General features: G+C 67.5%; 11 protein-coding genes. 8 read left to right on the forward strand and 3 right to left on the reverse strand.

From position 1 onward, the window contains the following. Positions 1–9: 9 nt before the first annotated feature. Positions 10–1,308, reverse strand: a complete 1,299-nt coding sequence (locus AC5P7X_RS10290; protein WP_005415322.1) for a NupC/NupG family nucleoside CNT transporter — start codon at positions 1,306–1,308, stop codon at positions 10–12. Positions 1,309–1,501: 193 nt separating this feature from the next. Between AC5P7X_RS10290 and AC5P7X_RS10295 the strand changes: the two genes are divergently transcribed. The 5 genes from AC5P7X_RS10295 (at position 1,502) to AC5P7X_RS10315 (ending at position 6,914) form a co-directional block, all read left to right on the forward strand. Continuing rightward, positions 1,502–2,473: an aldo/keto reductase gene (locus AC5P7X_RS10295; RefSeq protein ID WP_206620207.1), complete on the forward strand. Its 972-nt coding sequence runs from the start codon at positions 1,502–1,504 to the stop codon at positions 2,471–2,473. A gap of 288 nt (positions 2,474–2,761) precedes the next feature. After that, the gene (hemP, locus tag AC5P7X_RS10300; RefSeq protein WP_005412278.1) at positions 2,762–2,956 is read left to right on the forward strand and encodes a hemin uptake protein HemP; all 195 of its coding nucleotides are present in this window, start codon (positions 2,762–2,764) and stop codon (positions 2,954–2,956) included. A 153-nt stretch (positions 2,957–3,109) separates the two neighbouring features. Then, complete coding sequence (locus tag AC5P7X_RS10305; RefSeq protein WP_277817373.1) at positions 3,110–5,302, forward strand: TonB-dependent hemoglobin/transferrin/lactoferrin family receptor; 2,193 nt, start codon at positions 3,110–3,112, stop codon at positions 5,300–5,302. 4 nt (positions 5,303–5,306) lie between these two features. After that, entirely contained in the window at positions 5,307–5,906 is a 600-nt protein-coding gene (locus AC5P7X_RS10310) for a Hemin transport protein (RefSeq protein WP_495214782.1), read from the forward strand. 72 nt (positions 5,907–5,978) lie between these two features. Next, entirely contained in the window at positions 5,979–6,914 is a 936-nt protein-coding gene (locus tag AC5P7X_RS10315; RefSeq protein ID WP_053500081.1) for a DUF6607 family protein, read from the forward strand. Between the two features lie 166 nt (positions 6,915–7,080). Here AC5P7X_RS10315 and AC5P7X_RS10320 read toward each other — a convergent pair whose 3' ends face one another. Beyond that, positions 7,081–9,597: an ABC transporter permease gene (locus AC5P7X_RS10320; RefSeq protein WP_253136236.1), complete on the reverse strand. Its 2,517-nt coding sequence runs from the start codon at positions 9,595–9,597 to the stop codon at positions 7,081–7,083. After that, positions 9,594–10,241 carry an ABC transporter ATP-binding protein gene (locus AC5P7X_RS10325; RefSeq protein ID WP_171958440.1) on the reverse strand — a complete coding sequence of 216 codons (648 nt, stop codon included), beginning with the start codon at positions 10,239–10,241 and terminating at the stop codon, positions 9,594–9,596. The genes AC5P7X_RS10320 and AC5P7X_RS10325 overlap by 4 nt, the downstream gene beginning before the upstream one ends. 75 nt (positions 10,242–10,316) lie before the next feature. On the opposite strand from AC5P7X_RS10325, the gene AC5P7X_RS10330 reads away from it, so the two are divergent. The 3 genes from AC5P7X_RS10330 (at position 10,317) to AC5P7X_RS10340 (ending at position 13,187) form a co-directional block, all read left to right on the forward strand. Then, complete coding sequence (locus tag AC5P7X_RS10330) at positions 10,317–10,961, forward strand: arylesterase (RefSeq protein WP_053500077.1); 645 nt, start codon at positions 10,317–10,319, stop codon at positions 10,959–10,961. A gap of 87 nt (positions 10,962–11,048) precedes the next feature. Then, complete coding sequence (locus AC5P7X_RS10335) at positions 11,049–11,762, forward strand: response regulator transcription factor (protein WP_002811889.1); 714 nt, start codon at positions 11,049–11,051, stop codon at positions 11,760–11,762. Between the two features lie 153 nt (positions 11,763–11,915). Beyond that, positions 11,916–13,187 (forward strand): sensor histidine kinase, encoded by a 1,272-nt coding sequence (locus AC5P7X_RS10340; RefSeq protein WP_053500075.1) that lies wholly within the window; start codon positions 11,916–11,918, stop codon positions 13,185–13,187. Positions 13,188–13,235 lie beyond the last annotated feature (48 nt).

A 13,235-nucleotide genomic window follows, 5' to 3' on the forward strand; every position in this document is an offset into this window, starting at 1 on the left:
ACCAGGGGTTCAACTGAAGTGCGTCAGCACGCCGGCGATGGTCGCCGTCATGAAGGTGGCAATGGTACCGCCCAACACCGCGCGCAGGCCGAACTTGGCCAGATCGTGGCGACGTTCCGGCGCCAGGCCGCCGATACCGCCGATCTGGATCGCGATCGAGCTGAAGTTGGCAAAGCCGCACAGCGCGTAGGTGGCGATCAGGCGGCCTTCGTCGGACAGGCTCACGCCCGCCACCTGGCCGTTCACGATCTGCGACAGCTCGGTGTAGGCCACGAACTCGTTGATCACGACCTTCTGGCCGATCAGCGAACCGACGGTGGTGGCATCAGCCCACGGGGTACCGATCACCCAGGCGATCGGGGCCAGCACGTAACCGAAGATGGTCGACAGGTTGGTCGGCTTGCCGATGGCAGCGGCCAGGCCGGTCACTTCGCCGAACCAGGTGAGTGGTGCATTCAGCAGCGCGATCAGGGCGATGAAGGCCAGCAGCATCGCGCCGATGTTCAGCGCCAGCTTCAGGCCGTCACCGGCACCGGCAGCGGCCGCGTCGATGATGTTGCTGGAGGTCTTCTCCACTTCCATCTTCACCGTGCCGCGGGTCAGCGGGGTGCCGGTTTCCGGAATCAGCAGCTTGGCCACGACCAGGGTGGCCGGTGCGGCCATGATGCTCGCCGCCAGCAGGTGCTTGGCGTAGAAGGCCTGCTGCGCCGGGTCGCCACCGCCGAGCATGCCCACGTAGGCCGCCAGCACGCCGCCGGCGATGTGCGCCATGCCGCCGATCATCATGGTCAGCAGCTCGGACTGGGTCATCCTGGCGATGTACGGGCGCACGGTCAGCGGCGCCTCGGTCTGGCCGATGAAGACGCTGGCGCAGACGCTGGTGGTTTCCGCGCCGGACACGCGCATCACCTTGGTGATCGACCAGGCCATCACGCGCACGATCGCCTGCATGACGTTGAGGTGGTACATGACCCCCATCAGCGCCGAGAAGAAGATGATGGTCGGCAGCACCTGGAAGGCGAAGATGAAGCCGTAGTTCTTGGTGTCCATCAACGAGCCGAAGATGAAGCCCGAACCCTCGTTGACGAAGCTCAGGACCTTGACGAAGCCCTTGCCCAGCGCATCGAACACGTCGCGCCCGCCCGGCACCAGGATCACCAGCGCCGCGAAGGCGATCTGCAGGGTGATACCGGTGGCAACCAGCTTCCAGTCAACCGCACGCTTGTTGTTGGAAAACAACCAGGTGATGCCGATCAGCACCGCCAACCCGAACAGGCCGAAGCCGATCCTGCCCAAACCTTCGACCATGTGAGTGACTCCCCTGGGGCGTCGCGAAAAACGGGAAGCCTAGTGCAGGGCAGGGGCCGGGGCAAGAAAAAGCAGCGTGCGCGCGCCCATCGGTACCGATCAGGCCAGCAACGGCAAGGGCTTGCGGCCGGCGGCGGCAGGTAGAATGGGGCTCGATCCCGGCCCGGATGCGGGCCCGCAGCAGGAGATTCGCATGCAATACCGTCGCCTGGGCTCCACCGGCCTGCCGATTTCCGCCCTGTCCTTCGGCGCCTGGGTGACCTTCGGTGACCAGATCCCGCGCGACGAGGCCCGCAACCTGGTGGCGGCCGCCTGGGACCACGGCGTCAACTTCTTCGACAACGCCGAGGGCTATGCCAACGGCCGCGCCGAACAGGTGATGGGCGATGTGATCGCCGACCTGCGCCTGCCGCGCGATGGCATCTGCGTCTCCAGCAAGGTGTTCTTCGGCAGCGCCAAGGACCCACGGCCGACCCAGCGCGGCCTGTCGCGCAAGCATGTGACCGACGCCTGCCATGCCGCGCTCAAGCGCCTGCGGGTGGACTACCTGGACCTTTATTACTGCCATCGCCCGGATCCGGACGCGCCGATCGCCGAGACCGTGCATGCCATGGATACCCTGGTGCGGCAGGGCAAGATCCTCTACTGGGGGACCTCGGAGTGGTCGGCGGTGCAGATCCAGCAGGCGCTGGACATCGCCGAAGCACGCAACCTGCAGGGCCCGTCGATGGAGCAGCCGCAGTACAACCTGCTGCACCGCGAACGCGTCGAGGTCGAGTATGCGCCGCTGTATGCCGGTGCCGGCCTGGGCACCACCATCTTCTCGCCGCTGGCCTCGGGCCTGCTGACCGGCAAGTACGACCAGGGCATTCCGGCCGATGCGCGGCTGGGCCGCGAGGGCATGGAATGGCTGCAGGCGCTGGTACTGGGTGACGACACCGAGGCCCGCCTGGCCCAGGTGCGCCGTTTCAGCGAAGCAGCGCGTAAGCTGGGCCACGCCCCGGCCGCGCTGGCGATTGCCTGGTGCCTGCGCAACCCGAACGTCTCCAGCGTGATTCTTGGCGCCAGCCGGGTCAGCCAGCTGCTGCAGAACCTGCAGGCGCTGGAGGTGCTGGAGCAGGTCGATGCGGCTGGCTGGGCGCAGGTCGAAGCCGCCTTCGCCTGACAGCCCTTTGCGGAGTCGAGCCATGCTGGACTTCAGATTGACCAGGTCTTTGTAGAGTCGAGCCATGCTCGACTCCGCGCGCAGCGCGTGCGTTTCCAGGCGACGGTGCCAGGAGCAGTCGAGCATCGCTCGACTCTACAAAAGCGCTGTGCCCGTCTTTTGATTGATGGTGACTATCGAATTTTCGAATTCGATCATTAATCCCATCAATCAAATTGAGAATGGTTGTTGATTGTCAACTGAGAATCATTATCATTTGACTCGTCCCTCGCACGAGTCCAGATGCTCATGAATGCTCAACCTGTACTGCTGCGCCCCGAAACGCTGACCCTCCGCGATCGTCCGGTCCGTGTCGTTCCGCCGGAAGAGGTCATCGACAGCGAAGCCCTGCTCAAGGGCCGTCGTGAAATCCTGATCCAGCACGGCGACCGCTTCTACCGCCTGCGGCACACCAGCAACGACAAGCTGATCCTGACCAAGTAATCGCGGCCTGGTCGCCCGCCTCCCTCCCTCCTGCCGGCAGCGCCGGCAGGGTGGGCGACCCGTCCGCGCCCGCTCTCTCCCCCTCGGTCTACCGCGTGCACCTCCCGGGTGTGCCGGTAACCGGGGGTTCCCCTGCCTGACCGAACGAACCCGATGACCCGCCCTACCGCCCTTTGCCTCGCCGTCTGGATGGCCCTGCCGCTGTCCACCCATGCTGCTGCCGCGGCCACCGCCGCGCCTGATGCGCGCGACTTCGACCGCGTGCAGGTCACCGCCACCCGCACCGAGCGGGCAGTGAGTGACGTGGCGGCCACCGTGGATGTCATCGACCGCGAGCAGATGGACCGGCACCTGGTGCAGGACATCAAGGATCTGCTGCGCTACGAGCCGGGGCTGTCGGTCAGTCGCAGCGCCGCGCGCTTCGGCCTTGGCAGCATCCGCATCCGTGGCCTGGACGGCAACCGCGTGCGCGTGCAGACCGATGGCATCGCCATGCCCACCAGCTTCAATATCGGCTCGTTCTCCAACGCCAACCGCAACTTCACCGATCTGGACACGCTCAAGCGCGTGGAGATCGTGCGCGGCCCGGCCAGCTCGCTGTACGGTTCCGACGCGCTCGGGGGCGTGGTGGCCTTCGTCACCAAGGATCCGGCCGATTACCTGAAGGATGGCAAGGACAGCTACGTCGGCCTGAAGTTCGGCTACGACGGTGAGTGGAAGGGCCTGCTCGGCGGCGTGACCAGCGCGTTCGGCGGCGAACACTGGAGCGGCATGGTCAACATCAACCATCGCCAGGGCCAGGAAACCGGTAACAAGGGCGATGTTCGCAGCCTCGACAACACCCGTACCGCGCCCAACCCGCAGGACCGCGACGGTCGCAGTGGCCTGGCCAAGCTGGTCTATGCACCGAGCGAGGACCAGCGCTTCCGCCTGACCGTGGAAGGCAACGAAGACAACACCGATACCAACGTGCTGTCCTCGATCGACCGCACCACCACCACCGGCATGAAGGCGCGCGACACGCAGAACCGCACCCGCGTGTCGTTCGCCCATGAAATGGATGCGCTGGACAAGGGCTTCGCCGACAACCTGCATTGGCAGCTGTATACCCAGCACAGCGAGACCCACCAGATCACCGACGAAGACCGCGCCAACCGCAGCCGCCGCCACCGCGAGTTCAACTTCGACCAGCGCGTGTACGGCCTGCAGGCACAATTCAACAAGGCGTTCAGCACCGGCAGTGTCGAACACGCGCTGACCTACGGCTTCGAAGGTGCGCGTACCGAGATCCGCCAGAAGCGCGACGGCTATCAGGTTCTGGCCAATGGCCAGACCAGCACCACCATCCTGCCCGACGCCTTCCCGGTACGCGATTTCCCGATCAGCAAGACCACCGAGCTGGGCCTGTACGCGCAGGATGAAATGCGCATGGCCGGCGGCAAGCTGTCGCTGGTGCCGGGCGTGCGCGTGGATCGCTACGAGCTGAAGCCGGAAGTGGACAGCATCTTCGCCGACGACAATCCCGGCGTTGCGGTGGCCAGGCTGACCAAGACCAGCGTCTCGCCGAAGCTGGGCGTGGTCTATCGCTTCACCGACGAATGGTCGCTGTTCGCCGGCTACTCGCATGGTTTCCGCTCGCCGCCGTACAACGACGTCAACCTGGGCTTCACCAACTTCGCCTTCGGTTACACCGCCATCCCCAATCCGGACCTGAAGCCGGAAACCAGTGATGGCATGGAGCTGGGCCTGCGCTTCCTGTCACCGGCCGCCTACGTCAGCGTCAGCGGCTACTACAACGAGTACAAGGATTTCATCGAGTCGCAGTCGCTGGTCGGCACCAACGCCCAGGGCCTGATGGTGTTCCAGTCGCGCAACATCGCCGATGCGCGCATCTACGGTGCCGAACTGAAGGCTGGCGTTGACTTCGGCCAGATCAACCCGGCGCTGCAGGGCTGGGCGCTGCGCAGCTCGGTGGCCTGGTCGCGCGGCGACAACAAGACCGAGGACACTCCGCTGGATTCGGTTGACCCGCTGCGCGGCACCGTCGGCCTGATGTACGACACCGACGCCTGGGGCGTCGAACTGGCCGGTACCTTCGTCAAGCGCAAGGACCGCGTCACTGCAGCGACGGTGTACCGCCCGGCCGGCTACGGCGTGGCCGACCTGATGGCGCACTGGAACTTCGCCCCGGGCGCGACCTTCAACGTCGGCGTGTTCAACCTGGGCGACAAGCGCTACATCGATTGGTCCAACGTGGGTTCGACGCTGTCGGCGACCAGCCGCGTGCTGGATCGCTACACCAGCCCGGGCCGCACCCTTTCCGCCAGCCTTGCCGTTTCCTGGTGACCTCATGAGCCGCGCCTTGTCCGCACGCAGGAATGACGCCATCACCGCGCAGGGCAGCGCGGCCTGGCCGACCCCGGCACAGCTGGCCACGCTTGGCACCGTGTTGTGCCTGTACCGCGCCGACGGCAACGAGCTCGGTGGCTGGCGCCAGGCGGTGCGCGTGCACGCCTGCCAGGGCGTGGACAGCGAAGGCGTACGCGAAAGCCTGTGTTTCCTCGATGGCCGCGGCCGTTGCGTGTGGCGCCTGTACCTGCTGCCCGACAGCGATTTCCTGGCCTGGGACCGGCTGGTCGCGGCGCTGCCGCCGGGCCCGGAGCACGACAGCGATGGCAGTGTCGGTGAGCGCCTGTGGCGGCGACTGGCCGGCCACCTCGGTGGCCAGCGCTGGCGGTTGTGTGCACTGCGCCTGCATGCCGCCGATGACGGCCGCACGCTGGCCGCCAGCCTGTCGACGCTGTCCTCGCTGGGCGCCGCAACCGCGCGTCGCATCGCGTGCTTGGAAGGTGCCGAAGGCGAGCTGGCGATCGACGATTGCTGCTGTGCCGATGCCGCGCGGCGTCCGACACCGCGGGTTCCCGGCGACCTGCCGCTGATCCGCCTGTGATCCTTTCCTGATGGAACGCCCGCCGGCCCTGGAAGGCCTCTCAACGAACCTGCAACCCCGAAGGAAGACCCGATGAAGTTCCAGACAGCCAGCGTCATGCTGTTGCTCGCTGCCAGCGGCGTGGCCAGCGCGCAGCCCTCCGACATCGCCCGCGACCACGACAGCATCCTCGCCATGCAGGGCGAGTACACCGTCGACTTCGCGTTCGACGAGACCGTGCTGCTCAAGCCCGGCTACGAGCGTGCGCCGGCGATGCGCAGCGGCGGCAGCGAAGTGGTCATCGTGGTCGAGGACACCCCGCAGCGCATCGTGCTGCAGCACCTGTTGCTCGATGAGAAGAGCGGCCACATCACCAAGCACTGGCGCCAGGACTGGGTCTACGAAGCGCCCAGCCGTTTCGAGTTCAGCGCCGACCAGACCTGGCAGGTACGCCGCATTCCCGCAGCGGTGAACCAGGGCGCCTGGACCCAGTGCGTGTATGAAGTGAGCGATGCACCGCGCTACTGTGGCACCGGCAAATGGACGTACACCAACAACGTGCCGAGCTGGACCAGCGACCTGAGCTGGCGCCCGCTGCCGCGTCGTGAATACACAAAGCGCAGCGACTACAACGCGCTGGCCGTGGTCAACCGCCACACGCTCACGCCCAATGGCTGGACCCACGAGCAGTTCAATACCAAGGTGCAGCGCAACGCCGACGGCAGCCAGGTGGAGATCGCCCGCGAGTTCGGCTTCAACGACTACGTCAAGACAACCGAGGTCGACTTCACCCCGGCCCGCGCCTACTGGAAGGCCACCGCCGGCTACTGGGCCAAAGTGCGCCAGCGCTGGGACGGCTTCCTCGGCCAGGCCCCGGGCGTGCACCTGAAGACCAAGCTCGATGGCATGGCGATGATCATCCCGCTGTTCACCCAGGCCGAAGAGATCCAGTCCGGCAAACAGGTGAAGGACGCGCAGATCGACGAGGTCTTCGCCAAGTACGTGGAAAAGGCGCCGAAGGAAGGCTGATCGCCGCGGTAGGGTGCCGGACGTGCATTGTACCGGTGGGTGCCGAGCTTGCTCGGCACTGCATCCACGCATGGCGTGGATCTACTGGCATGCACGGCGTGGATCTACTGGGGCTATCGCTGGTAGATCCACGCCATGCGTGGATGCCTTTGCTTTCACAACGGCGTCAGGCCTCGCGCAACGCCAATGCCGGCGGCGTATGCAGGATCGCCCGCGTGCCCCACCAGCCCGCCAGCAGGCTCAAGCCGATGCCGACTACGCCGCCAATCAGCAGCCCCGGCCACGGCGGCAGCAATGGCAGCTCGAACACCTTCTGCGAGACCGCCACGCCGATCGCAGCGGCCGCGCCCACCGCCAGCATCGCCGCCAGCGTGCCCAGCGCGCCGAACTCCACCAGTACCGCGCCACGCAACTGGCGCCGGGTCGCACCCAGGGTGCGTAGTACCGCGCTGTCGTAGCGGCGCTCGCCGGCGGTGGCCTGCAGCGCGGCCAGCAGCACCAGCACGCCGGCCAGCAGGCTGAACACCATCACCAGCTGCACCGCCTGCGCCACGCGCTCCATCACATCGCGCACCTGCGAAATCACCGCATCCACGTCCAGCAGCGACAGGTTCGGCTGCGCGCGCACCAGTTCGCCCAGGCCCGCCGCCTTGCCGGCCGGCAGATGGAAGGCCGACAGCAGGTTGTGCGGGGTTTCGCCCACCGCATTCGGGTTCAGCAACACGAAGAAGTTCGGCCGGAAGGTGTTCCAGTCCGCCTTGCGCACGCTGGTGACGGTGAACTCGCGTTCCTGCTCGCCCACTGCAATGGTGATGCGGTCGCCCGGGTACACGCCGTAACGCTTGGCCCAGCCGATCTCCACTGATGCCTCCGGCGCCGTGCTGTCGTTCTTCCAGAAGGTGCCGTTGACCAGCGTGTTGGCGGGGGGGAAGGTGCTGCGCCAGCTGAAGTTCAACGGCCGGTTCTCGTCGTCGTCATCGCGCTGACCTTCGCCTTGTGCCGCTTGTCCGTCCTGACCGGGCTCGCGGTCCACGCGCAGCGGTGGCTTGCCATTGATCGCGATCAGGCGGCCGGTGGCCATCGGTTCGATGCTGGCGTCACCGGCGCCCAGTCCACGCAGCGTGGCCAGCACGCTGTCGCGCTGCTCGGGCTGGATGTTGATCAGGAAGTAGTTGGGCGTATCAGCGGGCAGGCGCTCGCGCCATTGCTGCAGCAGGCCCGGTCCAGTGACCGCCAGCAGCAACAGCGCACACAGCGACAGCGACAGCCCGACCAGCTGCATTACCGCCAGCATCCGGCGCCGGGTCAGCGCGGCCAGGCCCAGCCGCCAGTGGCCGTGCAGGCGGTGCTGCAGGCCGCGCAGCAGCTGCAGCAGCACGAAGCCGACCACCCCGGCGGCCAGTGCCAGCGTGGCCAGGCCGCCCAACACCCACAACGCCAGCTTCAGGTCGCCGGTGACCTGCACCGTCAGCAGCAGGCTGGCCGCCAGCGCTGCCACATAGGCCAGCAGTGACGCCGGCGGCAGGGCAGCGAAGGAACGGTTGAGCACCCGCATCGGCGGCACCCCGCGCAGGCGCAGCAGCGGTGGCAGGCCGAAGCCGAACAGCAGCAACAGGCCGATGCCGGCGCCGGTCAGCGCAGGCATCGCCTCGGGCAACGGCAGGCGCTGCGGCACCAGGCTGCCCAGTACCTGCACCAGGCCTTCCTGCGCGGCCATGCCCAGGCCGATGCCGAGCGCACAGGCCGGCACCGCCAGCATCAGCAGCTGCAGTGCCAGGCCAAGCAGGATGTCGCGCTGGCGCGCACCCAGGCAGCGCAGGATCGCCACCTGGTCGATGCGGCGCAGCGCGAAGCGGTTGGCCGCCAATGCGGTGGCCACGCCCGCCAGCAGCACCGCCAGCAGCGCGCTCAGGCCGAGGAAGCGCCCGGCCAGATCGAAGGCCTGGCGCACGCCGCGCTGGGTGTCATCCACGCTCAGCAGGCGCAGGCCCTTCACCTGTGGCAGCAGCCACTCACGCAGGGACGCGACCTGCCCGGGCGGTCCTGCAAACATCAGCCGGTAGTTGATGCGGCTGCCGGGGCCAAGCAGTCCCGTGCCTTCCACATCGGCGCGGTTGACCAGCAGGGTGGGGGACAGCGTCAGCAGGTCGCCGCCGGTGTCCGGCTCGGCCTCGATGATGCCGGCGATGCGCAGCGTGCCGGCGCCGAACTCGAGATCATCGCCGGCCTTCAGCCCGAGCCCCTGCAGCAGGCGTGGGTCGGCATAGGCCTGGCCCTTGGGCGGCATGCCGGCATCGGTGATCAACGTACCGCCGGGCGTGGCCCGTACCCGCAGCGTGCCGCGCAGTGGATAGCCCGCCTGCACCGCCTTGATGCTCGCCATCTGGCTGGCCTCGCCATGGAACAGCACGCTGCCGAAGCTGGCGATGCGGGTGTAGGCCAGTCCACGCCGTTGTGCCTCGTCGGCGAATGCCTGCGGCGGGTCATCACGCCCGGCGATGCCGAGATCGCCACCGAGCATTTCCGCCGCGCTGCCGGTCAGCGCCAGGTTGACCCGGTTCACCAGCGTGCCCACCGCGGTCATCACCGCCACGCCCAGCACCAGTGCGGCGAACACGGTGAGCAGGTCGCCGGCCAGCGCCTCGCGACGCAGCGCGCGCCACGCGTGCCGCAGCAGGTTCATGCCTGGGCTCCGCGCTCAACCGGCAGCAGGCGGCCGTCGTCGATACGATGGATGTACTGGCAACGCTGCGCCAGGCGCATGTCGTGGGTGACCAGTACCAGGGTAGTGCCGCTGCCGGCGTTGAGTTCGAACAGCAGGTCGCTGACGTGCTGGCCGGTGGCATGGTCCAGCGATCCCGTCGGTTCGTCGGCGAACAGGATGCGCGGCCGGGTGACGAAGGCACGCGCCAGTGCCACGCGCTGCTGCTCGCCACCGGACAGCTGGCGCGGGTAGTGGCGGGCGCGATGGGCCAGGCCGACCTGCGCCAGCACTTCATCGACCCGCGTGCGATCCTCGCGCCCGGCGAGTTCCAGTGGCAACGCGACGTTCTCGGCGGCGGTCAGCGCCGGCAGCAGGTGGAAGCTCTGGAACACGAAGCCAACCTCGCGCGCGCGCAGCTGGGCCCGCGCTTCTTCATCGAGGTCGCCCAGGTCCTGGCCCGACAGCGCAATGCGGCCCCGACTGGGCAGGTCCAGCCCGGCCAGCAGGCCGAGCAGGGTGGTCTTGCCCGAACCGGAGGCGCCGACGATGGCCGCGCTGGTGCCTTCATGGACGGTCAGGGTGATGTTGTCCAGTATGTGGACTTCACCCTCCGGGCCCTGCACGGATTTGCCGACCTGGTCGACGGCGATGGCGACGGGCGCGCTGCGGGGGGACAGGCTGTCGATGAGGAGACTCCAATGCGCAAGACGGGATGGAGCCGGCGAGCCGGCGCGATGATGGTGCTGCTGCTAGGGTTCCTGCTGTTGCCGGGGCTGGCCTGTGCCAAAGGTCCGGCTGGCACCGTGCTGGTGCTCGGCGACAGCCTCAGTGCCGCCCACAATATCCCTGCCGACGCCGGCTGGGTCAGCTTGCTGCAACAGCGGGTCAGGCAGCAGTCGAAAACCCCGGCGCGCATCGTCAACGCCAGCATGAGCGGGGAAACCACCGCCGGCGCGCTGACCCGCCTGCCGGGCCTGCTGGCGAGGGAGAAGCCGACCGTGGTGGTGATCGCGCTGGGCGGCAATGACGCGCTGCGCGGGCTGACCCCGGCGCAGGTGCAGGGCAACCTGGAAAAAATGGTGCAGGCCAGCCAGAAGGCCGGTGCCAAGGTGCTGCTGCTGGGCATCGACGTGCCGCCCAACTACGGACCGGCCTACCGCCAGCGCCTGGCCGCGGCCTACAAGGCGCTGGCCACGCAGTACAAGGTGCCGCTGCTGCCGTTCCTGCTGGAGGGCGTGGCCCTGCAGCCGGGCATGATGCAGGGCGACGGCCTGCACCCCACGGCGCAGGCGCAGCCGAAGGTGCTGGACAACGTCTGGCCGCTGCTCAGGCCGCTGCTCTGAACCGTTTGTGTACCTCTTGACGGAACTTCACATCGCGTCCACCGTCGATCCGGCATGTTTCACAAAGCTGAAGTTAGAGGGAATCACATGCGTCAGACGAAGGAGACCTCCGGCTTGGTGCTGGTGGTCGAAGACAACCGCAACATCTCCGAGATGATCGGGGAATACCTGGAAGGTCGCGGCTTCGAAGTCGACTATGCACAGGACGGCCTGGATGGCTACCGCCTCGCGGCGGAGAACAGCTATGACGTCGTGGTGCTCGATCTCATGTTGCCGCGCCTGGATGGCATCGAAGTGTGCCGTCGCCTGCGCAACGATGCGCGCAAGTCCACGCCGGTGCTGATGCTCACGGCACGCGACACGCTGGACGACAAGCTCACCGGCCTCGGGTTCGGTGCCGATGACTACCTGACCAAGCCGTTCGCGATCCAGGAGCTGGAAGCCCGCCTGCGCGCGCTGATCCGTCGCGAACGTCGCCAAGTCGGTTCGGAGGTGCTGAAGGTCGCCGACCTGGTGCTCGATCCGGTCAGCATGCGGGCTACCCGTGCCGGTACCGAGCTGCAGCTGTCGCCGATCGGCCTGCGCCTGCTGACCATCCTGATGCGCGAATCGCCGCGCGTGGTCACCCGCCAGGAGATCGAACGCGAGATCTGGGGCAATGGCCTGCCGGATTCGGACACCCTGCGCAGCCATCTGTACAACCTGCGCAAGATCATCGACAAGCCGTTCGACCGTCCGCTGCTGCACACCGTGCAGAGCGCCGGCTATCGCATTGCCGATATTGCCCAGCCGATGGCCTGATCGGGGCCCGGCCTGTGCAGCATCAGGCCCGGCCGGGCAACGACCCCGCACCGGGCACGGATGACCGGCCGGCGCTGCCGCCGGTCAGCGTCCGTGCACGACTACGGCGCAGCGCGCTGCCTATAATCGCAGCGCTCTGACCGGGACCCCGCAATGCCGCACGGCCTGCCGCGCAAGATCCGTATCGCCTTCATCCTGCAGGCAGTCCTGGCCAGCCTGGGCATCCTGCTCGGTGCCTGGCTGGTCTCGCTGGTGATCAAGCACAGCCTGGTCGGCGCCGCCCTGCGCGAGGAAGCGGCCTATTACTGGACGCTGCACGAGGCGTCGCCGGTGCAGCCGCCGCCCAACACCCACAACATCCGCGGCTACCTGCTGGAAAGCGGGCAGTCGGCACTGTCATTGCCGGCCAACCTGCGCACCCTGGAGCCTGGCTTCCACGAGCTGCCCCAGGACGACCAGCTGGTGCTGGTCGACGTGCGCCCTGCCGGTCGCCTGTACCTGGTGTTCCTGCGCTCGCGCGCGGAGATGCTGGCGTTCTGGTTCGGCATCGTGCCGGTGCTGCTGACCCTGTTGGCGGTGTATGGCGCCAGCTGGGTCACCTACCGTGCCTCCAAGCGACTGGTGTCGCCGGTGAACTGGCTGGCGCGGCGCGTCTCGCGCTGGGACCCGGGCCACCCCGAAGCGGCCGATCTGGAGCCGAACAAGCTGCCGGCGGACATGCAGGGCGAGACCCGCCAGCTGGCGGCCGCACTGCATTCGCTGGCCAACCGGGTCAGCGCGCACGTGGCGCGCGAGCGCAACTTCACCCGTGATGCCAGCCATGAGCTGCGCACGCCGTTGACCGTCATCCGCGTGGCCAGCGACATGGCCCTTGGCGATGAAACCCTGCAGCCGCGCCTGCGCCGCAGCCTGCAGCGCATCCAGCGTGCAGGCCGTGACATGGAGGCGGTGATCGATGCGTTCCTGATCCTGGCCCGCGAGGCCGATGTCGAACCGCAGATCGAGCTGTTCGACGTCAACGACATCGTCCGCTACGAGGTGGACAACGCCAACGAGCTGCTGGGCAACCGGCCCGTATCGGTGCACCTGCACGGCGACGGCCCGGTACAGCTGCACGCACCGCCGCGGGTGCTGCAGGTGGTGGTCAGCAACCTGGTGCGCAATGCCTGCAGCTACACCGACGAAGGGCGTATCGACGTGCACGTGCTCAATGACCGGGTGGTGGTGCGCGATACCGGCATCGGCATGTCCGCCGAGGCGCTGTCGCGCGCGTTTGAACCGTTCTACCGCGCCGAGCCGAGCCGTCCGCAGGGCACCGGCCTGGGCCTGTCGATCGTGCGCCGGCTGTGCGACCGCTTCGGCTGGAAGGTCAGCCTGGCCAGCGAGCCAGGGCAGGGCACCGAGGCCACGGTGATCTTCCGCTGATCCCCCGACTCCATTGCCCGTGATTCAGTAGATCCACGCCATGCGTGG

It is taken from the genome of Stenotrophomonas sp. YJH_SMC_53, from assembly GCF_059369995.1.

Excerpts from the sequence above, each read along its gene's own strand:
- hemP (WP_005412278.1), top strand. The coding sequence starts at position 2,762 with ATGAATGCTCAACCTGTACTGCTGCGCCCCGAAACGCTGACCCTCCGC.
- AC5P7X_RS10290 (WP_005415322.1), bottom strand. The coding sequence starts at position 1,308 with ATGGTCGAAGGTTTGGGCAGGATCGGCTTCGGCCTGTTCGGGTTGGCG.
- AC5P7X_RS10340 (WP_053500075.1), top strand. The coding sequence starts at position 11,916 with ATGCCGCACGGCCTGCCGCGCAAGATCCGTATCGCCTTCATCCTGCAG.
- AC5P7X_RS10295 (WP_206620207.1), top strand. The coding sequence starts at position 1,502 with ATGCAATACCGTCGCCTGGGCTCCACCGGCCTGCCGATTTCCGCCCTG.
- AC5P7X_RS10310 (WP_495214782.1), top strand. The coding sequence starts at position 5,307 with ATGAGCCGCGCCTTGTCCGCACGCAGGAATGACGCCATCACCGCGCAG.
- AC5P7X_RS10315 (WP_053500081.1), top strand. The coding sequence starts at position 5,979 with ATGAAGTTCCAGACAGCCAGCGTCATGCTGTTGCTCGCTGCCAGCGGC.
- AC5P7X_RS10335 (WP_002811889.1), top strand. The coding sequence starts at position 11,049 with ATGCGTCAGACGAAGGAGACCTCCGGCTTGGTGCTGGTGGTCGAAGAC.
- AC5P7X_RS10320 (WP_253136236.1), bottom strand. The coding sequence starts at position 9,597 with ATGAACCTGCTGCGGCACGCGTGGCGCGCGCTGCGTCGCGAGGCGCTG.
- AC5P7X_RS10330 (WP_053500077.1), top strand. The coding sequence starts at position 10,317 with ATGCGCAAGACGGGATGGAGCCGGCGAGCCGGCGCGATGATGGTGCTG.
- AC5P7X_RS10305 (WP_277817373.1), top strand. The coding sequence starts at position 3,110 with ATGACCCGCCCTACCGCCCTTTGCCTCGCCGTCTGGATGGCCCTGCCG.